Raw genomic sequence first — 26,540 nt, 5'->3', positions numbered from 1 at the left:
CAGACAGGGGCAGCGCTCAGGCGTTGCGTCAGGCGTGTTGCAACAGGTCGTCTTCCAGCGTCTGGCTCAGCAAGGTCCCGGACGTTGTCGACTCCCACCCGCCGTCATCGGCCAATCCACCCGATGGTCCGGCTTCCTCCTCCTCGGGCAGCAGCATCGCCAGATCGGTCGTGGTGGTGGTGAACAGCTCGGCTTCGGTCACGGGGTCTTGGGTTGCCGCAGGTTCGGCGTCTGCCTCGGGCTGGTCGTCCAGCGAAGCAAGGCCAAAGCTGTCTGATGCATCATCAAATGCCGCGAAGGACATCATCCCGGCCACCATCATGGGCGAGGTTTCTGATACAACGCCGCCCTCGAGCGTCAATGTGACCGTCGAACCACCTGCAAGCAGCCCGGTGTAGGCACCACCACCGATATTGGTCCAATCGCCCGAAAGGGTGACCAGATCTTCGTCGGTGCCCCGGATGATCAAGCTGGAGCCGGTGCCGATCATCTGCTTGACCTGATCTGGGGTCAGGTCGGCAATGCTGTTGCTTCCTGCAACCAACAGGTCCAGAACTTCGATGTTGCGCAGATTGGAGGCCAGGGCGGCTCCGGTCAGGTTTTCGCCGTAACGGATGTGGATCGTATCCTCCCCCGCCCCGGCATTGATAAGCTCTCCGGTCCAGATCAGCCGGTTTGCCCCCGTCGTCCCCAGTTGCGCCGTCAGATTGAGCACCAGCACCCCATCGACCGGAGCAGAAACATCGCTGCCGTCCACCGTCCAGGCTCGGACCTGGACAGGTCCATCAGTGATCGCGGCAATGGCCTGCACAAAGCCCAGATTGTCCAACTCCGCCTGAGACAATCCGGTCAGGGTGTAGGTATCACTGTCCCCATCATAGCTGACACCGTTGGTGCGCAGGGTGCTGCCGTTGTAGAAGGCCGCATATTGACCAAGGCCCGCGATTTCCAGCGTCACCGTCTCCTGCGATGCATCGGGCGCACCGGCGACCGACACATCCTGAGCATCCACCATCGACGCGTTGAGGTTCAGCGATATGATGGTGCCCTCGGTTCCGAACGCATTCGTCGTATCCAGTGTCAGACCATTGGCCACGGGAGTGATGGTCACCGAACCCAAAGGAATGGCCTGAACCTGCGGCGTCGGCAAAGCTGTCTCGCCTGACGTGACAATCAGGGTCAATCCGTTGCCTGCCCCATCGCCGCCCGGCAGGGTGCCGCTCCAGTTCACCGGGGGCAGGATCGCGACATAGGCAGGAAGGGGCGCACCATCCGCTGCCAGAACCCAGGTGTTGGTCCCACCGGTGCCGCCCGCATTGCTGGCCAGTGATGCAAGGCTGGCGTCTGTCGGGCTGGTTCCGGTAAAGACGATGAACCCTTCCGGCAGGTCCGACAACAGGATCGAACGGATGGTTTCTGACCCGTCGGCATCAACAAGCGCGACCGACAATCCGGTCAGCTGCACCAGAGAAGCATTGGTGGCATCCGGGGCTTCCTGCCCGGTAACGGCGGGGCTGTTGACCACCACACCATCATTGCTGATCTGCACCGGCAAAACCACGCTGCCGGTCGAGGTCACGGGGGCGGCAGCCCCCGTCTCCAGGTTCTGGACCCATGCGTTCACACTGAGCGACCCCTCGATCAGAGCGCCAGGCGGGGTATAGGTCAGGTCAATCGGTGCACCGATCGTGACGCCCGGAACCACATAATACAGGCCGTTCGGCACACCGGCCACGCCGGTCACGCTTTGGAGCAAATAGGTGCCATCCGGCCCGGTCAGCGTCCCCCCGGCCATATCAAGCGGCGAGGCATCTATCGTCAGGTACAGCTGCCCGTCCACGGTGCTGGCCCAAGCGCCATCCGCCCCGGTGCCCACCGTGATGGTGAAAGGTACCATTGTGTCGGATTCGGTCAGACGGCCATCACTGTCCGCTGCACCCAGCACAATTGCGATCGGGGCCGGATCGGTGACCGGCTCCACCGCGATCGGCGGGTTCGCTATTTCGGCAGACTCGTAGACATTGCCCCCCTGTACGGCTGTCGTCAGCCGCACATCAAAGGTGAAACCGGCAGTGTTGTTGACGTTGCTGTTTGCAGGCGGTGTGATGCTGATCGATTCCAGCAATGTCACAAGTTTCGCCTGAACCTGTTCTGGCGTATCGCCAGGCGCCGTCGTGACCGATGCCGTCCAGCTTTCCACGCCATTGATCACGGTACGGACCATGCCGCTGATACCCGTTCCCGCCGGCAGATCAGTGATCATCACCGTCAGAATGTTCGGTTGGCTGGTTTGCGCAGTCACCTGCGCGGTCACCATATCGGCCAGCAGAAAGCCGCTGTCTTCCTGCGCCGCAGGGTCCCTGAACGCCCACAGGTCGATGACGGCCGGGTCGGCATCACCGGTCCCGGCAAAGGTCGAGGTCAACTGCCAGGTTACACTGTCTGACCGCACGGCAGTGGCCGCCGCTGGCTCATCACCACGGTCCTGCACCTGCACAGTAATCGTAATCGGCACCGCGGTAAGGTTGCCCGCATTTTGTCCGATCTCAAAGGTCAGCGGCAGCGAAATCCCGCCCGCGCCGGTGATGGGCAAAGCTGCGGTACCTTCCAGCACAATCAGCCAGGTGTTCGGACCAATGGCCGCGCCATCGACAAGCGACACGCCCGATGGCACACCTTCTACGATCACGCGGATGGCCTTTTCGCTTCCATCCGCATCGGGTGACGACAGGGTGGTCGTAAGCGTCACCAGACCCGGGCCTGCGACGGTGACCGCATCCAGAGTGAAATCGAACCCTTCGGACGTACCCGTCGCGCCATCCAGCGCCAGATTGGGCTGATCTGTCACCGGAGTTGCCGTCAGCGCAAAGTCACGCACCTGCCACTCACTCGTCACAGGGGCCACGCTGCCATCGCCCGGATCGGTGATCTGATACTGGATCGGCAGTGTCCCAAGCGGTCCATCCCGATGCGGAGCCGCCTGCACCATCAATGTCGCCGCCTCCGCCGGGCTTAGGGCGTAATAATCCACCCCGCCTTCAGTGACGATGGTCAAACCGAATTCCGACAACAGTTGGGCCGGGTCGCCGAGGTACAGGCTGTAGCCCTCTGCCACCGTATCTGAAACAGAGATCCGCACCGCGGCCACAGTCTCGTCGGTATCCAGCGCACCACCGTTGCCTTGATGCACAATGCCAAACCCCAGGGAGGTCAACACGTCCTCGACGACAACCGTTGTGATCGCCACCGTCGCCTCTGGTGACGGCGTTACACTGAAGCTGACAGGCTGGGCAGCCCCGGTCAGGGAATTGCCGTCATTCTCGGTCGTCACAGGCACGACGTTGAATGTCGTCGTGCCACTATAGTTTGGCGGCACGGTCACACTGGCGATGCTCATCTGGGCCGCATTCATCACCCAGACGCGCGCATCACCGGTCTCCAGCGGGTTGAGCAGCGTGCCACCTGCCAAGGCAAAGCCCTCCGGCAATCCGGTGACACGCATGGTGAGCGTTTCCGAACCGTCGGCATCCAGCATGGTGACGCTGAACAGATCGGACAGCAGCACCGATCTGGAGCCTGCGTCCAGCGCAGCTTCGTCATAGGTTGCCGCAAAGGGCGTGATGCTGACCGGATCCGCCGCGCCTTTGACCGAAACATCCAGTGTCAGACTCTTGGTTTCGGAGGTACTGGAATAGCTGACTCCATTGATCAGGGTGGTGTCGACAGACTCCGCAGAAACGCGCAACGAGAAATCAAGGTTGCTGTTCAAGGGCGGCGTGATGCTGGTCGGCAGGTTGGAGTCGAACGCCTCGATCACGACGCGACCGAAGCCGGCAAGATCCGGATCTGGAACGATGGTCTGAGGGACACCATTATATGTCAAAACCGCTCCCGCCGGGATGCGGTCGATGGTGACCGTAAAGAGCTCGGATGGGTCCGTGCTGGACGGGCGGATCGACAGCGGAATTGATGTATCCTCGGTGCCGAAAACACGCGCGTTGATCGTCAGGGTGACATCATCGGCAACCGGCAGGATCAACAGGTTGCTCAGCACCGCACTGCCACCGACCGCTGACACTTCGGCCCCGCTGTCCGGATCGGTATCCACCGTGTAGGCCTGCACGTTGATGCGGAACTCGCCCGAAAAATCGGGCGCTGCCATGAAACGCAATGTGTCCAATGCCCCGACAGGTACGTCGATCGCCGTGCCAGTAAACGTGACCGTCTGCGTCACACCGCCGTCAACCCATTGGAACCGAGAGCCGATGGCACTGGCGTCGCTTCCATCGCCGCTGATCAGTTGGGGAGTCAGCCGGGCACAGGTGGCCTCTGAGCCATCTGCATCTTCATTTGCCCAGCCGTCGGTCATGCGGAAGAGGCCTTCCGTCCCGAGCGTGAACCAGGAATCTTCCGCGCCGGGCGTCACATAGGCGTGGCTCGGCATCATGGTCAGATCCGGCTGAGCATTGCCGTCACTGTCAGCGCCGATCTGTTCTGCTACCGGGGTGACCGTGATCGTCAGCGGATAGTCTGCCGTGCTGGTGGCAACTTCCGTGACACCCGCGACCGTTGCCGTGTCCTGGGTGGTGATCGTCAGGTTCAAGGTGCTGTCAGCGCTGCTGTGGGCGGGTGGCAGAATGGTGAAACCATCCAGCACGGCCTCGCGCTCGGCCTGCGTGCCGCTAGTGAATGTGATGACATATGCACCGGTAGCCCCATCCACAGAGGTGACGAAAACCGAGGCGTCGGCGGCAGGTGCGGTCACGGTCCACATATCGGGCACCAGGAACCTGACCTCTGTGATCACCTCCTGTCCGCCGCTTCCGGTGCTGGTGTCGACCAAGGTGACCCCGGCCAGGAAGTTGACCGAAGTGTCTTCGGCAGTGGTGACATTGGCTACCGCGACATCATTGGCAACCGGCAGGACATAGAGATCGAGGTAGACCGAGTTGTTGGTGGTATCGGCTTCCGACACACCCAAAGCATTTCCGGGCACAAGCAATCCGCTGTTCAGATATCCGTCGGCGTCCCAGTCCTGCGCGATCATCGTGACCGAAATTCCTGTCAGGTCACCACTGAAATGCGCGGTTCCACCGATCAGGATTTCGGGAAATCCGCTGACCGACGTGGAAAGTCCCGGTGCCGGAATGAGGAGCGAGGTCCCAGGCCCGACTTCGGTGTTGCCGACAACAATCGACTGCGGGCCGGAATTGGTGATGAGGAGGCTGCGCACCTCGCTGCCATCAGTGTCGAGGAAGCTTGCAGACAGCAGGCTTGACAGGTTGAAACGCCCGTCTTCGCTCAGCGTCGCACTTGCCAGAGGGCGTCCGCCCACGCCGCCGGTCGCGTCATAAACGATGGAAACAGGGCGTTCCTGAGTGTCGATCAACGCCCCCGTGGCATTGTAGGACAGCTGGACGTCATCTGTGACTGCCTGCACCACCACCTGGACCGACGTGCTTGTCGTCGCGCCGGCCACGCCGGACAGTTGCGCACCGTCAGCATCGACTTCGTAGCTGGTGACGGAGGCGTTCACGGTAAAGTTTGCCGAACTGTGTGGCGGCGGAGTCAACGTTAGGGTTTCAAACTGCGCTGCCGTCATCGACAAGATGCCGGTGGCCCAGCTGACACTGGGCTGGTCGGTCAGCAGAATCGTCACCGGGGTTCCCGACACGACGGTATAGGTGGCAGGGTCCCCGCCCGGAATGGACACGACCGTTCCTGCCGGAATGCCGGTCAGGGTGATCACGCCAAGACGCTCTGACGCTGCGTTGTTGCCCGGGCTGGTGGCAAGATCGACAATCGCCGGAACGTTCAGCCCCAATGCCACAGCGGTATCTTCAAGCGTTGCGACGCGATCAGCATCCCGGGTGAAACCGGGCGCGTCGGCGACCGGGGTTACGGTCATGGTGACCGTGGTGGTGGAAGCCGTCCCACCATCGTTGGTGGTATAGGTAAAGGTATCCGTGCCGCTGAAATTGGCCGCCGGTGTGTAGGTGATGGTGCCATCGACGTTCACCGTCACCACGCCATGCGGGATGATATAGTCCATGCCCCCCGCAGGGTTGGGCAGCGTCGACGTTGCTTCGGCGATGGTTGTATTGTCAGGCGTCGCATCAGCAGAGGTGTTGAAGGTGGTACTGCCATCCTCGGGAATTGTCCGGGCAAAGCTGGCGGTCGGCACATCGTCCTGCACGGTGATCAGAATACTGTCCGTATCACTGTCGCCATCGCTGTCGGTGACCGTGACGCCGAAGTTCAGCACCATCTCGCCCGTGCCGGAATGGTCAATCGGGCGCGCAAGGGTAAACACATAGCCCGCGTTTGCTTCCGTGGCATTGGTCAAGGCGAGGGTAAAGACCGTTTCGGTGCTGCTGCCGTCGCTGACAGTCCCCGTGAGGGTCCGAGTTGCTGCGTTCCAGCTGGTGCTGACCGGAAGGCCACCCGATGTCAGCTCGGTCACCCCATCCGGCAAACCGATCGCATCGGACAGGCTTGTGTCAAAGCTGTCTGCGCCGGGGGTCAGATTCAGACTGCCGCTGACGGTCAGCGCGCCCGGATTGGGCCCGCTTCCCAGCGGCAGGTTTGCTTCGTCGACCGTGGCGGGCGCAGGGGTTCCGATCGCTGGTACGGTATCGGTCACGATGATCTGCTGTTCGACTTGGGCAGAGATGTCACCATCACGGTCGATGACGGTAAAGCTGAAGTTGTCCTGCAGTTCAGTGTCGTTATCAGGTTGCACATGGCTGACCGTTGCCAAGGCGGCATAGGTCCATGCGCCATCGGCAAAGACCTGCAGGGTGCCACTCTGGGTCTCCACCGTCACGGTGCCGCCCGTTGTCAGCGTCGAGGTCTGTGTCACCCCGGCACGGTCAGTGTAGATGATCTGATGCACCTGACCGCCGTCGGCGCCCAAAAAGGCATCGGCCAGCAGCCCGGTCGCGGCAGGACGGTTGACGCTGGCACTTTCGGCCAGGATCAGGTCAGACGGTGCGGGCGGTGTCAGCGGCACATCATCGACCACGGCAGCGACCAGGGTATCAATCCGTGTGTCGCCATCGGTTTCGATTACGGCAATCTGGATGCTTTCACGCAACAGATTGTTCCCGTCGGCGCTCGCGTGGCTCTGGGCGGCCGTCAGGGTATAGCTGTAACTGACCACGCCGGTTACCGGGTTGTACCCGGTGATGACCATCGTACCGTAAGCAGTCGGTGCCATAACAGGCGCGCCGGAAGAGGCTGCAAGCAGGTCTGCCGCCAGAATCGATGTGCCGCCCGTGATGGTGCCACCCGTCACTGCCCCGCCGATCACAATTCTATCCAGCCCGGAAAGGTTGGCCTCAAGGGTGAAGGCAGAGTTTGCCACCGTTGGCTGCGTTCCGGGGGCGGACCCGCCGGACAGGCCGGATTCAAAGACCGTCACATGTTCCGGCTCAATCGGCTCATTGTCTGCAAGCTCAAGGCCGGACAGAGTGCGCAGAGCTGAGTCGGTGTTGCCATAAGGATCTTCGGCAGACACGCTGACGGTCACATCACCCTCTGGCAGAGGGGTTGCGGGTGTCACGCTCCAAAGCCCTGTCGGCCCGACGACAAGCGTAACCGGGTCGTTCGACCCGATGGTCACGGTCAGCGTCGCGCCGACCTCGGCAGTGCCCGTGATGGTCGGCACTTCGCCATTCACCACCAGCATCGGGTCAATTTCAACCGTGGTCACCGTATCCTTCAGGATGGTATCCGTCGTCGTGACGACGTTGCCGGCGCCGTCCTCTGCCGTCATCGTCACCGTGAGCAAGCCGTCGGGCAGCCCCGTCAGATCCGCCGTGAGCGTAAATTCTCCATCAGGTCCGGTCGTCACCGATCCCGGCGGCACCACGACGGGCTCACCACTGGTGCCACTGATGATCAGCCCCGTCACGCCGCCCCCCAGCGGGGCCTGACCATTGATGACCACCTGGGTCAGATCGTCGATCTGAGCCAACACATTGTCACCAACCGTCGCATTGTCCGGGCTGGCATCATCCAGAATATCAACGCCGACGACATTGATCACCCAGTCTGCAGTCGCAGTCGCCGTGCCAGTGCCGCTGCCGTCGGTGATCACATAGGGCAGAACAATCTCACCCAGGACGCCCGAGCCCGGGGTGAAGCTCAGGCCGCCTCGACCGTCCAGGCTGACCGTACCGCGCCCATCGCTCAACGTGATGCTGCCGCCGGGGGCGATCGGTTGACCATCAACCGTAGTAACCTGCAACAGCGCGGTCTGGCCTGCATCGATGTCGCTGTCATTGGAAACGACATTGGTCACGGCAGTCTGACCGGTCGAGATCAGGGCCCTGTCCGGTTGGGGCTGGGGTTGGTCATTGGTGCCATTGACGGTGACAGTGATGGTCGATGTCGCCGAGCCGTCCGCCGAAAGGACGGTCCAGGTCTCGGTCCGCGACTGACCAGCGCCCAGCGACTGCACCTCGGGCAAACTGTTGTCCACCCGGTAGCTCCAGACCCCGTTGGCATCAACCACAATAGTACCCAGCGGCGTTCCGACACCGTCGAATGTAACGCTGTCCGGATCAAAGGTGGATTGCCCGTCATCCGTGTCGGTGATGGTCAGTGTGCCGCTGGCCACCAGATCGCCGTCTGCGACAGCAACATCTTCGGTCACCGACCCGGTGCCGTTGGACACCACGGGCACGTCATTGGTGCCGTTGATGGTCACGGTGATGGTCGAGGTCGCGGTTCCGTCAGCCGAAGCCACGGTCCAGGTTTCGGTCAACGACTCACCACTGTTCAGCGTCTGCACCTCAGCCAGACTGTTGTCCACCCGGTAGGTCCACAGCCCGTTGGCATCAACCACAACCACGCCAAGGGCCGCGCCGCCATGGCTGCCGCCCGTGAACGTCAGGCTCGCCGGGTCAAACAGGGACTCGCCGGCATCCGCATCAGTGATTGTCAGCGTTCCGCCTGTGACCAGGTCGCCTCCGGCAACAGCGACATCTTCTGTCACAGATCCGCTGCCATCGCTTACAACCGGCACGTCATTGGTGCCGGTCACCGTGACGGTGATCTGCTGGGTGGCCGCGCCGTCGAGACTTTCAACAGTCAGAACATCCGTCGCGATCTGCCCCTCCACCAGCGCCTGTGTGGCGGCCCGGCTGTTGTCGAGGGTATACCCCCAGTTCCCGGTCATGGGGTCAAAGCTGAAGGTGCCGAAGGTGCCCTCCAGATTGGTCGGCATCTCGAAGGCCGTCGTGCCGTCATCCGGATCGTCCACGACCAGCTGACCGGCCGCTGTCGCTGTACCGGGGCTTGCGTTGTCCACGCCCCCGGCCTCGCTCACCGTGCCCGTCGTTGCCCCGACAATCACCACGGTATCGGCAGCCCCGGTCACTGTGATTGTCACGACAACCGAGGTGTATGCACCATGTTCATCCGTGACCCGCACCGGGTAGGTCAGTGTCACCTCTTCGCCCTCTGCCAGCGATTGGGTCGCGGACAAATCATTGTCCAATACAAAACGCCACTCACCTTCCGGGGTCAGTGTAAAGCTGCCATAGCGCGCATCGCTTTCACCCTCGATGGTCCAGACGGCCGTCGCGCCTGTGTCGGGATCGGTGGAAACCAGCTGGCCGGCAACCTCCGGCACGCCGGGTGTGCCGTTGTTCAGCCCTCCGGCTTCGGTCACAGCGCCGGACAGGTCACTGAGAGACGTCTCAACCACTGGCAGGTCATTGGTACCTGTCACCACGATCGTCAAAGTCGAGCTGATCGTACCGCCGCGACCATCCGACACCGTGTAGGTAAAGACCTCGGTCCCCTGCTGCCCCACCGCAAGCGCCTGAGTGGCAGCCAGCGCATTGTCGAGCGTATAGGCCCAGGTGCCGTCAGCCTGCAACACCAGCGACCCGTAAGTTCCGGCCAGCGCGGTGCCAGGCGCGGCAACTGCACCGTCCAATGCTACGCCCGTGATTTCCAATGTGGTGCCATTGCCGCGATCATTCGCCAACACATCGCCGACGGCCGAAGCAACACCCGCAAAGGCATCATTGCCGCCTGGTTCCACACCGGCCTCTTGCACTTCGGCGCTGTCAGGCTCCAGGGCGGGGCGAGAGTCCCCCCCAAGGCCACCAAGCACCGCAGCGCCGCCCGCAAGTGCAGCAAGCAACGGGCCACCGCCAAAAAAGCCCGAGGCAATCGGGGCGACCCCGCGCTCGATTTCGGCAAGCTCGAACATGGCATCAGGGCCGCTGTACTGTGCCCACCAGACGACGCCATCGCCGTCAACCAGCACAAGATCGTTGCGCTCACCTTCGGCATCGACAACGTAGAAATCTTTGATGGTAAAGGTCGTGCCATCCTTCAGTATCAGAACCAGATCGCTGCCCGACCGCCTGAACGCCTGCACCTGCGCCGGATCAAGCTGCAGCGTGACCACGCTGGGACGGTCAAGAACAACCTGCAGTGCCTCCTCATAACGGGAAGCGTCACCGGTGGCTTTCAGGGTGATCGTGGGGTTCATTGTCTGGTCCTGCTCATTCGTGACGTTGACACGTCATCATCGTTAAAATTCGCAAACATGCTGAAGCTCGCCCCAAACTGGGCGAGATCACCCCATGGCGCTGGCGGGCAGTTTTCCTGTGCTGCAGAGCCGTGCAGATCTCCGCAAAAGCCCGATCAAAGGCAACTGAGTCTTACACTTGTTACGCAAACCATCCGGCGGCGACTGTAGCCCGCCGAAACATTACAATTTAACTTTTCCGGTAACGGATTGCGCAAAATGGTAAAAATTTCAAGCGTTGAGTGTGACATCCCCATTTTTTCTTTTGCCTTTTGCAAAAGCGCCCTAACTCAGGGTCCCCATTGACATGGCGTTCAGACCAGATCTGACAGCAGTTATACCGGCAACACCCCTCTTGTTTTCGCATTTATCAGGTGGCCCCGCCGCTGGAGTGAAGGCTCAGGTCCACCGGCCCTTGCGCGTGCAGACAGGCAACACTGTCTCATTTATCGCGAAGGAGCCGCATCGGACCGCAAGGTCGTTGATGCAGCATCCACAGCCTCGAGCGTCGGGAAACCTGGGCCTCTGCGAGGCCCTTTGACCCGCTCAAATCAACAGAACAGTGCTGCACATGAGCGCGCAGCAAGGCCAGGAAGCGGAACCAACCGCCCATGCGACGGTTGACTTTGTGACCATGCATCAAGCCGCCGATGGTCGGCGTGCCATTTGCACAAGGAGGACAAAGACATGAAACTGCTTTTTGCATCAACTGCGCTTGTGACAACCTTCGCTCTGTCGACCGGAGTTTTTGCGCAGACCAATGCGACCACGGGTGCGGAGATCTTACCTAATGACGCCCCGGCAGACAGATTCATGGCGGGGCGCGCTCCGCAGGATCTGGTTGCCTCTGAGCTTCTGGGTCAGAACGTCTACGCGCGGCCCCCTGCTACGCCGGCCGCGGACAGCGGCGCAGATGCCGCCACCGCACTTGGCGCAGGTCAAGGAGATACCAATCAGACCACCGCACAACCCGAAGGTGGCCATATCCCCGAGGCTTATGCGGCGCGCAATTCCGATGGCACGAACAACCTGGCTTTGATGAGCGAGGCCGATCTGGAAGGATTGGACAACATCGGGCAGGTCGAAGATATCGTTCTGTCAAACGATGGACGGGTCGTTGCGCTTGTCGTCAATGTCGGCGGATTTGTGGGAAGCGGCGATCAGAGGGTGGCCTTGACCATGGACCAAGTCTCCTATTCGACAGACTCTGAAGATCCGAACCGCATTTACGTGGTCGTGACAACGCCATCGGACACGCTGGCCAATGCCCCGAATTTCGCGGCCGACCGGGCAACAGGCCAGACTGGCCTAGAGGGAACGGTCGCCCCATAACTGGCCATCACGCGGAGATGGTGACGTCTATCTCCGCGTGATGCCCCACAAGGGTCTTGCCAGCTCTGAAGACGATCCAAGATCTGTTCCTGCATGACGGCGAGACCGCAACAGCAGCTTCAGGTTCAACGAGCAAAATCAGCTCACGGCTTGATCTCCACCCGTAGCAAAATCTCCGCCCGTAGCAAAATCTCCGCCCGTAGCAAACGGAGGGGCCGCAACACAGGCCATGCACCTTCAGTGCTTCGCAATCAAATTTCAGAAAAGTGGTGGCGAGGGGGGGACTCGAACCCCCGACCCCGTGATTATGAGTCACGTGCTCTAACCAGCTGAGCTACCTAGCCATTGGCGGGCGTCGTATTGCGCCCGCCTTCGCGCGTCAAGGCCTATTCGTCATCACAGGCCAGCCGAGGCCGCATCTTCCTTGGCAAGGCTGCCCTGCGCGTGCGCCACGCGCGGACGACCCGAGGCCGTGACGCTCAGGATCGCTTCGATGAACATGCTGCGACCTTCAACCTCAGCCTCGCGGATCTGGCGCGTGCTGGTCAGGTGCAGATCCACGGCACCGGCACGCAAAGCGCGCGCCGAGGCATCAGCGGTCAAGGCGGCATGCAGCGCGGCAAGGGCGTCATCGCGGTCAGTAAAGCTCTCAAGCCCGCCCGGCAAATGTACGGCAAAGCGGCTCTCAGATGGGCTGGTGACGCTCCCGGTGGCACGCTGGCTGATCTGACCCACGACCGCGCCGATTGCATTGGCCACCCCGGCATGCTCGGGCAGGATCATCTCACACCCCAGACGCTCGCCCACGGCACCGTAATAGGCGGGGGCCGAGGCCCCCAAGCCTATCACCGGCACCGCCAGTCGGGCAGTGATCTGCATGACGCCGTGATGGCCGCGAAGGCCGGCGCGGGTCAGCGTATGGCGCGCAAGAATTTCGGGCGCGTCCCCGGCAAAGGTCGGGTCTTCGGCAAAGGCTGCCTCCAACAGGCAGTCGGCGGTCTGCATGGTCAACTGATCGATGATGGCCTGCGCCAGTGCCAGCGGATCGGTTGCAAACCGCTCTCCGGCCCCGGTGCGACGGCGGCCCAGCAAGCGCAGCGCCTTTGCCGAAGCCTGCGCATCCCAGACGTCCAAACGGCCAAGGGCGTGGCTGGCGTCCGAGGGCGTGACACCGGCAATCATCACCAGCCCGCGCGCAACCAGCCTGTCCAGCGCCGCCGCCTCCAACCGTGAGGTGAGCGCCTGAGCCAGAGGCATCGGTGCCGCGATACGGGCAACGAGTGCGGATTCCCGAGGGCTCAGCCCACCAGATAATCCCTGCATCGGGATCGCGAAGCGGCCATCATAGTCCCCCGCCACGTCGGCAGACAGCGCCCGGTCAAGCGCGGCATGGACCATCGCGCCGTGATCCTGCGCCAGCAACGAGACCGGCACCAACCGGCGCGGGCCAAGACGCAGGCCGCCGGTCAGCCCTTCCGTGATCAGGTGCACCTCGCTGTCGCCCCCAAGGCCGGTGGTGCGCATGGCCACCGCCTCGACCATGGTACGCAACCCCCCGACACGCGCGCCCTGCGAATCAATCTCGGGCAGGCCACCGCGCAGCAAGGCCACATCGGTGGTGGTGCCGCCAATGTCCGATACCAGTGCATCGCTTGCCCCGGTCAACCAGCGTGCGCCGACAATGCTGGCAGCAGGGCCCGAGAGGATGGTTTCAATCGGTCGTTCCCGCACCATCGCCGCAGAGATCAGGGCACCGTCACCGCGCACCACCATCAGGGGCGCGTCGATGCCGATGGCGGCAAGGTGGCGTTCGCAAGCCGCCACAAGACGATCGATCATGCCGATCAGCCGGGCATTCAGCACGGCCGTCAAGGCACGCTTGGGACCGTTCAGGCTGGCCGACAGCTCATGGCTGCAGGTGACCGGACGCCCCGTAACGCGGCGGATCAGGTCGCGCGCGGCAATTTCATGTGCCGGGTTGCGGGTGGCAAAGCGGGCGGCGACGGCATAGCCCATGACCTGATCCCCGCTGGCCTGCAGGGCCTGCTCCAATGCGGCAAGGTCAAGCGGGGCCAATTCCTGCCCGGCATGGCCATGTCCTCCGGTCAGGCGCAGGATCGGATCGCCGCGCAGTGCCTCGTCCAGCCCGCCACGCGCCTCATCGCCCGCATCAAAGCCAATGAACACCAGTGCGACCCGACCGCCCTGACCCTCGACCAGTGCATTGGTGGCAAGCGTGGTGGACAGGGACACCAGAGTGATGTCACCCGGGGAAACCCCGGCTTGCGCCAAGGCGGCATCGACCGCCCCGCCGATGCCGATGGCCAGATCATTGCGGGTGGTCAGCGCTTTGGCCTTGGCGATCACGCGGGTAGCGTCCTGATCGACAATCACCGCGTCGGTATAGGTGCCGCCCGTGTCCACCCCCAGAAAATAGCCCATCACCTGCCGTCCCCGCTGCTTTTGCCTTCAGCTAGGGCATGCGGCGGCAAAGATCATCACCGGATGCGACATCCGCAGTCGCGGATGGCTGACGGAAGGCGCAACTGCTTTTCTGTCCAGCTTCGCCGTGACCCCGGGGCATACACGCAGACCTGTCATTTGCCCTTGGCGCAGGCAGCGGTTACGCTGAGAAAAAACGGGGTAGACATGAAACAGGCAGGTATGGTCGGCGCGGCTTTGATGGTTGCGGTTCTGACGCAACCCGTGGCGGCGCAATCACTCAACACCTCCGCAGGCAACGAAACGGCTGAAAGGATACAGATGAAGGCGATCGGCACTGACCAGGGATTTGCAGATTGGCTGACAGCGTTTCGGCCCCGCGCGCTTGAGGCCGGGATTGCCCCTGACGTGCTGGACCGTGCCCTGGCACAGGCGCGTTTCGACCCGAAGATCGTCGAGCGCGACCGCAACCAGAGCGAATTTACCAAGACGATCTGGGACTATCTTGACACCGCCGTGTCTGATGACCGCATCGCGCATGGCCAGCGGGCCTTGGCAGAGCATGCGGCGACGCTGGAACAGATCGAGGCACAGTCTGGCGTGGACCGGCATGTGATCGCCGCAATCTGGGGGCTCGAGTCGGCCTATGGCAGCTTTCGGGGCGACACCCCGACGATTCAGGCCTTGGCCACGCTGGCCTATGACGCGCGCCGCGCAGCTTTCTTTGAAGCCGAGCTGATTGCAGCGCTGAAAATCATCGGCACGGGCGAAGTGTCGGTCGAGGCGATGCGCGGCAGCTGGGCGGGGGCGATGGGACACACCCAATTCATGCCTAGCAGTTGGTGGGCGCATGCGGTGGATTTCGACGGTGACGGCAAGCGCGATGTCTGGTCGGATGATCCGGGTGACGCATTGGCTTCGGCCGCCGCCTATCTGCGTCACTGGGGCTGGACCAGTGGCGCGCTCTGGGGGCTAGAGGTGCGTCTGCCCGACGGGTTCGACTATGACCAGACCACCGAACGGGTGAAAAAACCGGTCGCAGAGTGGGCCGCCCTTGGTGTTGTCCCGATGGCAGGGGGGGACTTGCCGGACCATGGGCAGGCGTCGGTGCTGCTCCCAGGCGGGGCACAGGGGGCGGCTTTTCTGATCTTTTCCAATTTTCAAGTCATCGAACGCTACAACACCGCAGATGCCTATGTCATCGCCGTTGGCCATCTGGCCGACCGTCTGCGCGGCGGGCCAGCGATTGAAGCCCGTTGGCCACGCACGTTGCGGGCGTTGTCACTGGCCGAGCGGATCGAATTGCAGGAGCGGCTAGGGGCGGCCGGATTTGACCCGATGGGCGTTGATGGCCGGATCGGGCCGAACACCATCGCAGCGGTCAAGGCGTTTCAGCGCGCGAACGGGCTGGTGCCGGATGGCTATGCCAGTCTGGATGTCCTCAACCGGCTGCGCTGAGTCGGGCCGCACAGCACCTGCGGCGGAGGTGTGACACAAGCAGCGGGTCAGGAGCGCGATGCCCAGGCCGGCTGCAGGTCTCCGGGCTGGAGCGTGGCGCTGAACACGGCGCGGGCGATGGCGCGGGCAAGGCAGGTGGCGGCGGCGTGGCCAAGCTGGAATGTGTCGGTCAGCGGATCGGTCAGGGCGCGCGCACCGGTGGCGGCGGCAAAGACCAGATCGCCATCCAGCGGGGTATGAGACGGCACAATCGCGCGGGCCATGCCATCATGCGCCGCAATGGCCATGCGCTGTGCCTGAGCCTGCGTCAGTGCCGCATCGGTGGCGACAATGGCGATCGTGGTCGACTCGCCCATGCGTTTTCGTGGGACCGGCGCGTCTTGCGGGGGCCGGCGCGGCGCAGGGCCAAGACCCCCGAATTCGGTACCCTCTTCCCAGGGCGCGGCCCAGAACTGGCGGCTGTCACCCACAGTAACCGAGCCCAACGCATTCACCGCAACGAGGGCACCGACGGTCAAACCGGCGGGCAATATCGCCGAGGCCGATCCAATCCCGCCCTTCCAGTTCTGCGTGGAGGCCCCATAGCCTGCGCCTGCGGTTCCGAGCGGGAACTCTCGGGAGGCAGAGCGCAAAGCGGCCCGGCCCATGATCGCATAAGGGTTGTGCGACCATGCCTTGTCGCCGCCGTTCAGCAAGTCAAACAGAATTGCTCCCGGTACGATCGGCACCCGCTGGTTGCCCACGGCAAAGCCGCGCCCCAAATTGCGCAACGCATCCGCCACACCCGAACAAGCATCGAGGCCGAAAGCCGAACCGCCGGACAGCACCAAGGCGTCCACCTCTTGCACAAGCCGGTCAGGGGCAAGCAGATCGGTCTCTCGCGTGCCGGGCGCGCCGCCCATCACATGTACCGCCGCCGTGAAAGGGCGATCAGCGGTCAACACCGTCACACCCGAGCGCAGCGCCGCGTCCTGCGCCTGACCGACCAGCAGGCCAGGAACATCGGTGATCAGGTTAAGTGGACCGGGACGCATCCGCCAAGGGGGCAGCAAAACAAGCTCCTTGGCAAGCCCTTTCGCCGCCGCCCACTGCGTGTCAGGATACGCTGCGGTGAAATAGCAGCGGGCGGGGCACTCTGATGCGGGACGGGTTGAACCTTGCAGGGCGTCTGCTTATCGCGGCGTTGTTTGCGGGCGGGGCGATGCAAAAACTGGCGGATCCCGCGCCTGTACAAACCATGCTGGCGGGGGTGGGGCTGCCGGCACTCCTGGTCTGGCCGGTGGCAGGATTCAATCTGATCGCATCGGTGGGGCTGGTGCTGGGCCCGCGCGTGGCACTTTGGGCTCTAGCCCTTGCGGCTTATTGCCTAGTGACCAGCGGTTTCCACTGGCAGCTGCGGGCCGACCCCTGGCAGGTGACGATCATGGTCAAGAACTGGTCTATTGCCGGGGGGCTGCTGATCCTTGCCGCCGCCGGGCCGGGGCGGTTTGTGATCCGGCACTGACTGCATCAGCGCACAGATGCCCCGCATTCTGCTGCCATTGCCGAAAACGGGCAGAGGGCCTAGGTTTTGATCCGAAGCGCGACCAATCAGGATGGGATACCAAATGACCGACACCGCTTATGTGCCGCCAAAGGTCTGGACTTGGGACAAGGAAAACGGCGGGCAGTTTGCCAGCACCAACCGCCCTATTGCCGGGGCGACGCATGACAAGGACCTGCCGCGCGGAACGCATCCGTTTCAGCTGTATTCGCTGGCTACACCCAATGGGGTGAAGGTCACGGTGATGTTCGAAGAGCTGCTGGAAGCGGGACATGCTGCCGAGTATGACGCCTGGATCATCAAGATCGGCGATGGCGATCAGTTCGGGTCTGGCTTTGTCGGCGCGAACCCCAATTCCAAGATCCCGGCCTTGATGGATTATTCCGGGGACGCCCCGGTGCGGGTCTTTGAATCGGGATCTATCCTGTTGCATCTGGCGGAAAAATTCGGCGCATTCCTGCCCGCATCCGGCCCGGCACGGACCGAGGTGATCAACTGGCTGATGTGGCAGATGGGGTCGGCCCCGTTTGTGGGCGGCGGTTTTGGCCATTTCTACGCCTATGCACCCGAGAAATACGAGTATCCGATCAACCGCTATGCGATGGAAACCAAGCGGCAGCTTGACGTGCTGGACCGGCAGCTGGCCGAGCATGAATTTGTGGCGGGCGATGAGTACAGCATCGCCGATATGGCGATCTGGCCTTGGTACGGCGGGATGGTCCTGGGCCGGGCCTATAACGCGGCCGAATTTCTGGATGTGGCGAGCTACAAGCACGTGCTGAAATGGGCCGAAAAGATCGATGCACGCCCGGCGGTGGTGCGCGGCCGCAAGGTGAACCGCGACTGGGGCGAACCGCATGAACAATTGCCCGAGCGCCATTCGGCGGCGGATTTCGATAAACTGTGATGGCAGAGGGCGGGGAGACCCCCGCCCAATCCCCTTGCGGGCAAAGTCCTGTCGCGGCATGATGTGCCCGAGCCGTGGCGATGGCGTCGCCACAGGGGCCTGCCCCCACCGCTTGCGGTTTTGCCGCTTCCGTCCTGTACGCCGGGACCTTTCGGGGTTCCGGGCGTTTGTCCGGCCCCATGATTGAGGTCTGACATGGAACTGATCCGCCCTGAACACTACCGTCTGCACAATGGCGGGGCCAAGGATGCCCTGCCCTTTGCCGATGAAGAATATGCCGAGCGTTTGGCCGGTCTGCGCGACATCATGGAATTGCACAGCCTTGACGCCGTGGTGCTGACCAGCATGCACAATGTCGCCTATTATTCCGGCTTTCTCTATTGCAGCTTTGGCCGCCCCTATGCCTGCGTGGTGACGAAGACGGATTGCATCACGGTCAGCGCCGGGATTGATGCGGGCCAGCCGTGGCGGCGGTCGGTGGGCGACAACATCACCTATACCGACTGGACGCGCGATAACTTCTGGCGCGTTGTGGCCGGGATCACCGGGACCGGCAAGGCAATTGGTTGTGAGGCGGACCATCTGACGATGGACCGGGCAGAAAAGCTGAACAGCTTTCTGAAACCCAAGCGCGGCATGGATATCGCGCCCGCCACGATGCAGCAGCGCATGATGAAATCACCGGCTGAAATTGCGCTGATCAAACACGGGGCCAATGTGGCCGATGTGGGCGGCTATGCCATCCGCGATGCCATCAAGGTCGGTGCAAGCGAGCTGGAGATCAGCATTGCCGGGCGAGATGCGATGGAGCGCGAGATTGCAAAGCGCTTTCCCGATGCCGAATACCGCGACACCTGGGTCTGGTTCCAATCGGGGTTGAACACCGATGGCGCGCATAACCCGGTCACGAATCGCAAGCTGCGCCACGGCGACATCCTGAGCCTGAACTGCTTTCCGATGATCAGCGGCTATTACACTGCTTTGGAGCGCACATTGTTTTTGGGCGAAGTGGATGAGGCCAGCAGCAAGATCTGGCAGCACAATATCGACGCCCATGAGTATGGCATGACCCTGCTGCGGGCGGGAAGCAGCTGCGCCGACATCACGGCCAAGATCAACGCCTTCCTGGCCGAGCGCGACATGCTGCAGTACCGTACCTTTGGCTATGGCCACAGCTTTGGTATCCTGTCCCACTACTACGGCCGCGAAGCCGCGCTGGAGTTGCGCGAGGATATCGAGACCGTGCTGGAACCCGGCATGGTGATCAGCATGGAACCGATGCTCACCATTCCGCACGGTGCACCGGGCGCGGGAGGGTACCGAGAGCACGATATCCTTGTGATCACCGAAGACGGAGCAGAGGACATCACGACATACCCTTACGGCCCCGATTTCAACGTCGTGGGGTAAGAAAAAAAGGCCGGGAAAACCCCGGCCTTTCACCTGCATTCAATGGTCTTAGCTGTCTGACTTGAAAAATTTCACTCTGAAACACTGGTAAAAAAGGATCACGCGCGCTTTACGAGCCGGATCAGGAACAGCAAGATCACAGCACCCAGCGTGGCGGCGATGATCGACCCCAGGATGCCCTCACCAAGGCCAAGCCCGATGGCGGGGAAGAGGAAGCTGGCAATCAGTGCGCCGACGATACCGACAACAATGTTGCCCAGCAGGCCAAAGCCAAAGCCTTTGACGATCAGGCCCGCAAGCCAGCCGGCAACAGCGCCGATCAACAGAATGATAAGAAGTGCTTCAATGGTCATCATAGTCCCTTTCTGAGACCCCGCTTGCGGGGATTATGCTCACAAACTCTTGAACGGCGAAAAAGGTTCCCGGCTAAATGTCGCCGATGTCAAATTTCACACGCCAGACATAATTGCTTCATCTGGCTTTGACCTCTTCGGCTCATGGCTCGCTTAGATTTCCGATCTGAACGAGGATGATACCGATGCCGATGAAGACACTTGGGCTGACTTCTACTTTGGCCATCTTTGCCGCCTTTCCCGCTCTGGCAGAGCTGAATTTCAACCGCATCGCCAGCTTTGCCACGCCGCAGAACATGGCGCAGGGAGAAGATGCCGCGCGCGAAACCAGTGCCGAGATCATTTCGGCATCCGAGGATGGTATGACGCTGGTCTACACCGACAGCCCGCTTGGGGTGATTGGTCTTGTCGACATCACTGACCCGAAAGCTCCAAAAGCCATGGGCAACATCGATGTGGGCGGCGAGCCCACAACTGCGGTGTTCATTGGCAACATGATCTTTTCGGGCGTGAACACATCGGAGAGCTTTACCAATCCGTCAGGCAAGCTGGTGACGATTGATCCCGCAACCCGCGCCATCACCGCCGAATGCGACATCGGCGGCCAGCCGGATGCGGTGGCAAAGGCCCCGGACGGGTCTTTCCTGGCGATCGCCATCGAGAATGAGCGTGATGAGGATGCGGGCGACGGCGGCCTGCCGCAGATGCCGGCCGGCTATGTCGTCAAGCTGCCAGTGGTGGACGGGGTCGCGGATTGTGACGCGCAGGTGCGGGTCGATCTGACCGCGCTGGCTGAGATCGGGGCCGAAGATCCCGAGCCGGAATATGTCGATGTGAACGCAGCCGGTGAGATTGTTGTCACCCTGCAGGAAAACAACCACATCGTGGTGATCGGTGCCGATGGCACTGTGGTCAGCCATTTCAACGCCGGTGAGGTTGAGGTGTCGGGTATCGATACCAAACGCGATGGCCGTCTGGAGTTCACCGAAACCAAAGGTGCTGTGCCGCGCGAACCCGATGCGATTGCCTGGATCGACGCCGATCATTTCGCCACGGCGAATGAGGGCGACTGGAACGGCGGCACGCGCAGCTGGTCGATCTTCAACAAGGACGGCACGCTGATCTGGGATTCTGGCAATACGCTGGAGCGCGCGATTGCCGAAATCGGCCATTACCCGGAACACCGCAGCCACACCAAGGGCGTGGAGCTGGAGTCGGTGAAGTTCGACACGTTTGACGGCGTGCCGATGGCCTTTGTTGCATCCGAACGCAGCTCGATCATCGCAGTCTATGACCTGACCGATCCAGCCAGCCCTGTGCTGCGCCAGCTGCTGCCCTCAGGCGTGTCTCCCGAAGGGATTGCCACCATTCCGGCGCGCAACCTGCTGATCACCGCGAATGAGGTTGACCTTCGCGCAGACGGCCTCGCCCCTGCCCATGTGATGATCTATGAGCGGACCGAGTCACTTGCCGCCTATCCGATGCTGACCAGCGCAGGTACTGATCCGCTGATCGGCTGGGGCGCGCTTTCGGGCCTCACTGCAGGCGCGGAGCCGGGCCAGCTTTATGCCGTGTCAGACAGTATTTACGGGGCAATGCCGCGCATCTACACCATTGACGCCACCCAGACGCCTGCACAGATCACCGCGGCGCTGGACATTACCCGCGGCGGCCACCCGGCGCAGAAACTGGATATCGAAGGCATTGCGCCCGATGGCAACGGCGGGTTCTGGGTGGCATCGGAAGGCCGCAGTGACCGTCTGATCCCGCACGCGATTTACAACGTGAACGACAAGGGCGAGATCAAACAGGAAATCGCCCTGCCCGAAGCGCTGCTGCCGCATGAAATCCGCTTCGGGTTCGAAGGCATCACCGTGGCCGGTGACTGGCTGTGGATGGCCGTGCAGCGCGAATGGAAAGACGATCCGAAGGGCATGGTCAAACTGCTGGCCTATAACACCGCCGACAAAAGCTGGGGTGCCGTGCATTATCCGCTGGATACGCCCGCCGAGGGAGCCTGGATGGGTCTGTCGGAAATCACCCTGCACGGCGATTGGGTCTATATTGTCGAGCGAGACAATCAGATCGCAGGCAAGGCCGTGACCAAGAAACTGTACCGCGTTCCGGTGGCAGACATGCAGGCTGCCGAGTTGGGGGGCACTTTGCCGGTGGTGACCAAGGAACTTGTGCACGACTTCCTGCCTGATTTGGCGGTGCTGAACGGGTATGCCATGGACAAGGTCGAAGGCTTTGCCATCGACTCTGCGGGCACGGGTTGGGTCGTCACCGACAATGACGGCGTGGACGACTCGTCGGGCGAGACACTGTTCTGGTCCATTGGCACGATGAACTGAGCCCTAAACACTGTGACCAAACCGGATGCGGAACGGATTTCCGCATCCGGTCCATCACAAAAGCGCCACCGATTGCTGATCCGGGCAGGAAAACCTGTCCGGGTCTTTCCGTTTTGCAAAACGGCATGCTAGGGAGGTGTGAATCGTTTTATCAAGGCGTCCCATGTCTTTTGAGCCCCTCAGCCGCCGCAGCTTTTTGTCCCTCTCCGGTTTTGCCGCCCTGTCAGCCTGTGCCCCAGCCGTGCCCGGCAGCGATCAGCCGATGTTTTCGGCCGGGTTCCTTCCCGAATACGGGCCGGTATTTGACAGCGGCTACACCTTGCCCGGCATTCCGGGCCAGTACACGCAAAGTCCGAACCGGCGCATTACCGGGCAATATCTGGGCGAACAGCCCATCGGCACCATCGACGTCGATCCCTATTCCAAATTTCTGTATTTCGTGCGCGAAGGGGCCAATTCCGTGCGCTACCCCGTGGGCGTTGGTCGCGCCGGTCTGGCATTCGCCGGCAATGGCACCATTCAGCTTAAACGCAAATGGCCGGGCTGGACGCCGACCCGCAACATGATCCGCCGTGAGCCGGAGGTTTACGGACCATTTGCCGGCGGCATTCCCGGTGGTCTGCGCAGCCCCTTGGGCGCGCGGGCGCTGTATCTCTACAAGGGCGGACGCGACACCTATTTCCGCATCCATGGCACCAATGACATGGAATCTATCGGGAATTCCGGGTCGGCAGGGTGTATCCGCATGTTCAACCAGGACATCATCCACCTGTTCGAACTGGTGCCGATCGGCACCCCCGTCCATGTCCGCACCGAGGCCGAGGCGCTGCGGGTGGACCCGGAAAACTTCAACCGTGGCGTCGACCTGCCATCCCGCACGGTGGACCCCGAGCTGATCTATGGGCCCAATGCCAACACGCAAGCGCCGGTGTTCGACGATCCGCGTGATGGCATGCCGGCGACCGGCGGCGACAACGTTCCGCTGTAATGTCAGGCGCTGCCTTTGACGTCGGCCAAAGGCAGCGTGGCAGCCCTTTTCTTTCGTCTGCGTCCCGGCAATAGTCCGCAGCATGACAGCTCCCCGCCCCCTCTGGCTGATCGCCGCCCCTGCCGTGTTTCTGGTGCTGTGGTCGGCCGGATTTGCCGTCGCCAAGCTGGGCTTGGGCCATGCCGAACCCATGACCATACTGGCGCTGCGCTACTGCCTTGTGCTGGTCGTGCTGTTGCCATTCGTGCTGTTTCTGCGCCCGCCAATGCCCGCAACGGCGCGTGGCTGGCTCGACGTGGCGGTGGTCGGCTTTCTGATCCAGGTCGGATATTTCGGCCTGTGCTATCTTGCGTTCAAATCCGGCGTATCGGCGGCCGGGGTGGCGATTGTGGTCTGCCTGCAGCCGATCCTTGTCGCGCTGATTGCTCCACGTTTCGTCGGCGAAGTGGTCAGCCGCAGGGCGTGGATGGGTCTGGCCTTCGGACTGGGCGGGGCCTTGGTGGTCATTCTGTCCCGGTCGCAGGTGCAAGCGGAAAATCCTTGGGGCCTGCTTCTGGCGGCGGGCGGATTGATCGGGATCACGGCAGGCACAGTCTATGAAAAGCGCTTTGGGGTCAGCCAGCATCCGGTGACGTCGAACCTGATCCAATATGCAGTGGGGGCTGCCTTTACCTTGCCGGTGGCCCTGCTCACCGAAAGCCAAAGCATTTCCTGGGATGCAGAGTTCATCGCCGTCATGGCCTATCTGGTGATCGGCAATTCACTGCTTGCCATGTCGCTGTTGTTGGCGATGATCCGCGTGGGCGAGGTCAGCCGCGTCTCTGCCCTCTTCTACCTTGTGCCGGCAATGTCAGCCTTGTTCGCTTGGCTTCTGCTGGGTGAAGCGATGCCCCCTCTGGCATGGGCCGGGATGGCACTGGCAGGGGTCGGGGTGGCGATGGTCAGCCGTAAGGCCAGGCCCGCCTAGACCCGGATCACATAGTCCTTGAGTGTGGTTTCGACCACCTCCCATATACCTGCGAACCCCGGGCGGATGATCAGGCTGTCACCGGCCCGCAAATGCGTTTCAGACCCATCTTCGGCGCGCAGGATTGAATGGCCAGACAGGATGTGGATGTATTCCCATTCTGCATAGGACACCCGCCACGCACCGGGCGTGGAGTGCCACAGCCCACAATAGAGCCCGTTCCCCTCTTCAAGGGACCAGGTGGTATGCACCGGATCGCCCGACACCAGCTTGGCTGGGTCAGGTCTTTCCTCTTCGGCCACGGCGCCATCTTGGGTAACGCGTTCGATCAGGGACATTGCGGCCTCCGGTGTCTGTGCTGCTGCCATGGGACATTGCAGCTGCCGTGCCGTCAAGTCCGCGCATCGCGACCTCGGCCCGATGTGCCGCAGTGCGGCGCAATATTCTTGCGCATCGCGGCGCGGTCATGCACTGATGTCGGGCAGTTTATGGACGCCCGAATGACAAGGCGTCACAGGCAGGAGACGATCATGAGCGCCACATCCCCCGTCCGCCCGGTTCTGCCGCCCGACATCACGGCCCGCAAAGGGGGACAGCCGTTGGTGATGCTGACAGCCTACACCACGCCGATGGCGCGCCTCGTCGATCCCCATTGCGATATGGTATTGGTCGGCGACTCGCTTGGCATGGTCCTGCATGGCCTGCCCTCGACCATCGGCGTGACGATGGAGATGATGATCCTGCATGGCCGGGCAGTGATGCGCGGGCTGTCAAAGGCGATGCCGGTCATCGACCTGCCCTTTGGCAGCTATGAGGAAAGCCCGCAGCAGGCGTTCCGCAGCGCTGCGCGCCTGATGGCGGAAACCGGGGCACCGGCGGTGAAGCTGGAAGGCGGGGCGCATATGGCTGAAACCATCGCCTTGCTGACCGCGCGCGGGGTGCCGGTGATGGCGCATATCGGGCTGACGCCGCAATCGGTAAACACGCTGGGGGGTTACAAGGTGGTGGGCCGCGATGCAGAGGCCGCCAAGGTGATGGCCGACGCGAAGGCATGCGAGGCGGCAGGGGCCTTCGCCATAGTCCTGGAAAAGGTGCCGCATGGTCTGACCGCCCAGATCACTGCGGCGTTGAGCATTCCCACCATTGGCATCGGCGCGGGGGGGGATTGCGACGGCCAGGTGCTGGTTATCGACGATATGCTGGGGCTGTTCACCGATTTCCGGCCGAAATTCGTCAAGCGCTACGCCGAACTTGGCAAGCTGGCCGATGAGGCCATCGCATCTTACGCCGCAGACGTGCGCGCCCGCGCTTTCCCCGGCCCTGAACATGCCTTCGCCGATGTCCTGCCCGGGAAAGCCAAGCCGTGACCTTGCCTGCAATCGTCCGCACCGTCGCCGATCTGCGCGCCTATACCGGTGCCTGGCGGGCCACTGGCCAGACCATTGGCGTTGTCCCCACCATGGGCGCGCTGCACGACGGCCACCTGAGCCTTGCCCGGGCCGCCAGGCGTGACTGTGACAGGGTGATCACCACCATTTTCATCAACCCGATGCAGTTCAACAATCCCGATGACCTGCTGAAATACCCGCGCACCGAGGCTGCAGACGCCGCCCTGCTGGCCACCGTGCCGGTGGACCTTATCTTTGCCCCAACGCGCGAAGAGGTATACCCCGAGGGGTTCAAGACCGTGGTCTCGGTTGCCGGCGTGTCGGAGCCCCTGGAAGGGCGGATGCGGCCGGGCCACTTTGACGGGGTGGCCACGGTGGTCACCAAGCTGTTGGGCATGACACAGGCTGATCGGGGCTATTTTGGCCAAAAGGATTGGCAGCAACTGCAGGTGGTGCTGCGCCTGGTGCGCGACTTGAATCTGGCGGTGCAGATCGTCGGCTGTGAAACGATCCGCGAGCCAGACGGGCTGGCCATGTCATCGCGCAATGTGCGGCTGACGGCAGAGGGGCGTAAAAAGGCCGGCGTGCTCTATGCTGCCATCACGGCAGCCGCGGATGACATTCGCGCCGGCCAATCCGACCGCATGGCCATCCGTGAGGCGGCCGAGACAATCCGCGCGGCGGGGTTTGAACGGGTGGAGTATATCGAGTTGCGCGACGCCGCGACCCTGATGCCATCAGACGATCCCGCCAGCCCCCGCCGGATGCTGGCCGCCTGCTGGCTGGACGGGGTGCGGCTGATCGACAACATCCCGGTTTGACAGGCAGCCCTCGCCCCCTTTTCGG

15 protein-coding genes and 1 tRNA gene are annotated in these 26,540 nt (G+C 62.3%); 10 read left to right on the top strand and 6 right to left on the bottom strand.

What is annotated here, in order from left to right:
* Nucleotides 1-28: 28 nt before the first annotated feature.
* Nucleotides 29-10,513, bottom strand: coding sequence for a VCBS domain-containing protein (locus CXR43_RS11905; RefSeq protein ID WP_103334315.1), 10,485 nt, complete (start codon nucleotides 10,511-10,513; stop codon nucleotides 29-31).
* A gap of 726 nt (nucleotides 10,514-11,239) precedes the next feature.
* On the opposite strand from CXR43_RS11905, the gene CXR43_RS11900 reads away from it, so the two are divergent.
* Nucleotides 11,240-11,884 (top strand): PRC-barrel domain-containing protein, encoded by a 645-nt coding sequence (locus tag CXR43_RS11900; RefSeq protein ID WP_103334314.1) that lies wholly within the window; start codon nucleotides 11,240-11,242, stop codon nucleotides 11,882-11,884.
* A 267-nt stretch (nucleotides 11,885-12,151) separates the two neighbouring features.
* On the opposite strand, the gene CXR43_RS11895 is transcribed toward CXR43_RS11900, so the two are convergent.
* Both CXR43_RS11895 and CXR43_RS11890 read right to left on the bottom strand, forming a co-directional pair.
* Nucleotides 12,152-12,228, bottom strand: a tRNA-Met gene (locus CXR43_RS11895).
* 52 nt (nucleotides 12,229-12,280) lie between these two features.
* Nucleotides 12,281-14,326 carry a hydantoinase/oxoprolinase family protein gene (locus CXR43_RS11890; protein WP_103334313.1) on the bottom strand — a complete coding sequence of 682 codons (2,046 nt, stop codon included), beginning with the start codon at nucleotides 14,324-14,326 and terminating at the stop codon, nucleotides 12,281-12,283.
* Between the two features lie 207 nt (nucleotides 14,327-14,533).
* Between CXR43_RS11890 and CXR43_RS11885 the strand changes: the two genes are divergently transcribed.
* A complete protein-coding gene (locus tag CXR43_RS11885; protein WP_246831377.1) occupies nucleotides 14,534-15,784 on the top strand; it encodes a lytic murein transglycosylase in 1,251 nt (416 codons plus the stop codon).
* A gap of 47 nt (nucleotides 15,785-15,831) precedes the next feature.
* On the opposite strand, the gene CXR43_RS11880 is transcribed toward CXR43_RS11885, so the two are convergent.
* The gene (locus tag CXR43_RS11880) at nucleotides 15,832-16,818 is read right to left on the bottom strand and encodes a P1 family peptidase (RefSeq protein ID WP_103334311.1); all 987 of its coding nucleotides are present in this window, start codon (nucleotides 16,816-16,818) and stop codon (nucleotides 15,832-15,834) included.
* A gap of 104 nt (nucleotides 16,819-16,922) precedes the next feature.
* On the opposite strand from CXR43_RS11880, the gene CXR43_RS11875 reads away from it, so the two are divergent.
* The 3 genes from CXR43_RS11875 (at nucleotide 16,923) to CXR43_RS11865 (ending at nucleotide 19,644) form a co-directional block, all read left to right on the top strand.
* Nucleotides 16,923-17,288 carry a DoxX family protein gene (locus CXR43_RS11875; protein WP_103334310.1) on the top strand — a complete coding sequence of 122 codons (366 nt, stop codon included), beginning with the start codon at nucleotides 16,923-16,925 and terminating at the stop codon, nucleotides 17,286-17,288.
* Between the two features lie 103 nt (nucleotides 17,289-17,391).
* Complete coding sequence (gene yghU, locus CXR43_RS11870; RefSeq protein ID WP_103334309.1) at nucleotides 17,392-18,234, top strand: glutathione-dependent disulfide-bond oxidoreductase; 843 nt, start codon at nucleotides 17,392-17,394, stop codon at nucleotides 18,232-18,234.
* A 201-nt stretch (nucleotides 18,235-18,435) separates the two neighbouring features.
* On the top strand, nucleotides 18,436-19,644 hold the full coding sequence (locus CXR43_RS11865; RefSeq protein WP_103334666.1) for an aminopeptidase P family protein: 1,209 nt from the start codon (nucleotides 18,436-18,438) through the stop codon (nucleotides 19,642-19,644).
* Between the two features lie 98 nt (nucleotides 19,645-19,742).
* On the opposite strand, the gene CXR43_RS11860 is transcribed toward CXR43_RS11865, so the two are convergent.
* The gene (locus tag CXR43_RS11860) at nucleotides 19,743-19,997 is read right to left on the bottom strand and encodes a GlsB/YeaQ/YmgE family stress response membrane protein (RefSeq protein ID WP_103334665.1); all 255 of its coding nucleotides are present in this window, start codon (nucleotides 19,995-19,997) and stop codon (nucleotides 19,743-19,745) included.
* Between the two features lie 185 nt (nucleotides 19,998-20,182).
* Between CXR43_RS11860 and CXR43_RS11855 the strand changes: the two genes are divergently transcribed.
* The 3 genes from CXR43_RS11855 (at nucleotide 20,183) to CXR43_RS11845 (ending at nucleotide 24,306) form a co-directional block, all read left to right on the top strand.
* On the top strand, nucleotides 20,183-22,351 hold the full coding sequence (locus CXR43_RS11855; protein ID WP_103334308.1) for an esterase-like activity of phytase family protein: 2,169 nt from the start codon (nucleotides 20,183-20,185) through the stop codon (nucleotides 22,349-22,351).
* Between the two features lie 163 nt (nucleotides 22,352-22,514).
* A complete protein-coding gene (locus CXR43_RS11850; protein ID WP_168219822.1) occupies nucleotides 22,515-23,339 on the top strand; it encodes a L,D-transpeptidase in 825 nt (274 codons plus the stop codon).
* An 82-nt stretch (nucleotides 23,340-23,421) separates the two neighbouring features.
* On the top strand, nucleotides 23,422-24,306 hold the full coding sequence (locus tag CXR43_RS11845; RefSeq protein WP_103334307.1) for a DMT family transporter: 885 nt from the start codon (nucleotides 23,422-23,424) through the stop codon (nucleotides 24,304-24,306).
* Here CXR43_RS11845 and CXR43_RS11840 read toward each other — a convergent pair.
* Nucleotides 24,303-24,644: a cupin domain-containing protein gene (locus CXR43_RS11840; RefSeq protein WP_103334306.1), complete on the bottom strand. Its 342-nt coding sequence runs from the start codon at nucleotides 24,642-24,644 to the stop codon at nucleotides 24,303-24,305. The two genes, CXR43_RS11845 and CXR43_RS11840, sit on opposite strands and share 4 nt — an antisense overlap.
* A gap of 192 nt (nucleotides 24,645-24,836) precedes the next feature.
* Here CXR43_RS11840 and panB point away from each other — a divergent pair, with 192 nt between their 5' ends.
* Entirely contained in the window at nucleotides 24,837-25,673 is an 837-nt protein-coding gene (gene panB / locus CXR43_RS11835; protein WP_103334305.1) for a 3-methyl-2-oxobutanoate hydroxymethyltransferase, read from the top strand.
* Nucleotides 25,674-25,675: 2 nt separating this feature from the next.
* Nucleotides 25,676-26,515 carry a pantoate--beta-alanine ligase gene (gene panC, locus CXR43_RS11830; RefSeq protein WP_103334663.1) on the top strand — a complete coding sequence of 280 codons (840 nt, stop codon included), beginning with the start codon at nucleotides 25,676-25,678 and terminating at the stop codon, nucleotides 26,513-26,515.
* Nucleotides 26,516-26,540: the final 25 nt, after the last annotated feature.

It is taken from the genome of Pseudotabrizicola formosa (assembly GCF_002900965.1).
Classification (GTDB): Bacteria; Pseudomonadota; Alphaproteobacteria; order Rhodobacterales; family Rhodobacteraceae; genus Pseudotabrizicola; species Pseudotabrizicola formosa.
This window is presented reverse-complemented; position numbering and strand designations above follow the sequence as displayed.

Bases quoted from the DNA above. Each gene is read 5' to 3' on its own strand.
- CXR43_RS11890 (WP_103334313.1), bottom strand. From the start codon at position 14,326: ATGGGCTATTTTCTGGGGGTGGACACGGGCGGCACCTATACCGACGCG.
- CXR43_RS11880 (WP_103334311.1), bottom strand. From the start codon at position 16,818: ATGCGTCCCGGTCCACTTAACCTGATCACCGATGTTCCTGGCCTGCTG.
- CXR43_RS11900 (WP_103334314.1), top strand. From the start codon at position 11,240: ATGAAACTGCTTTTTGCATCAACTGCGCTTGTGACAACCTTCGCTCTG.
- CXR43_RS11850 (WP_168219822.1), top strand. From the start codon at position 22,515: ATGTCTTTTGAGCCCCTCAGCCGCCGCAGCTTTTTGTCCCTCTCCGGT.
- yghU (WP_103334309.1), top strand. From the start codon at position 17,392: ATGACCGACACCGCTTATGTGCCGCCAAAGGTCTGGACTTGGGACAAG.
- CXR43_RS11875 (WP_103334310.1), top strand. From the start codon at position 16,923: ATGCGGGACGGGTTGAACCTTGCAGGGCGTCTGCTTATCGCGGCGTTG.
- CXR43_RS11860 (WP_103334665.1), bottom strand. From the start codon at position 19,997: ATGACCATTGAAGCACTTCTTATCATTCTGTTGATCGGCGCTGTTGCC.
- CXR43_RS11845 (WP_103334307.1), top strand. From the start codon at position 23,422: ATGACAGCTCCCCGCCCCCTCTGGCTGATCGCCGCCCCTGCCGTGTTT.
- CXR43_RS11855 (WP_103334308.1), top strand. From the start codon at position 20,183: ATGCCGATGAAGACACTTGGGCTGACTTCTACTTTGGCCATCTTTGCC.
- panB (WP_103334305.1), top strand. From the start codon at position 24,837: ATGAGCGCCACATCCCCCGTCCGCCCGGTTCTGCCGCCCGACATCACG.
- CXR43_RS11840 (WP_103334306.1), bottom strand. From the start codon at position 24,644: ATGTCCCTGATCGAACGCGTTACCCAAGATGGCGCCGTGGCCGAAGAG.
- CXR43_RS11885 (WP_246831377.1), top strand. From the start codon at position 14,534: ATGAAACAGGCAGGTATGGTCGGCGCGGCTTTGATGGTTGCGGTTCTG.
- CXR43_RS11905 (WP_103334315.1), bottom strand. From the start codon at position 10,513: ATGAACCCCACGATCACCCTGAAAGCCACCGGTGACGCTTCCCGTTAT.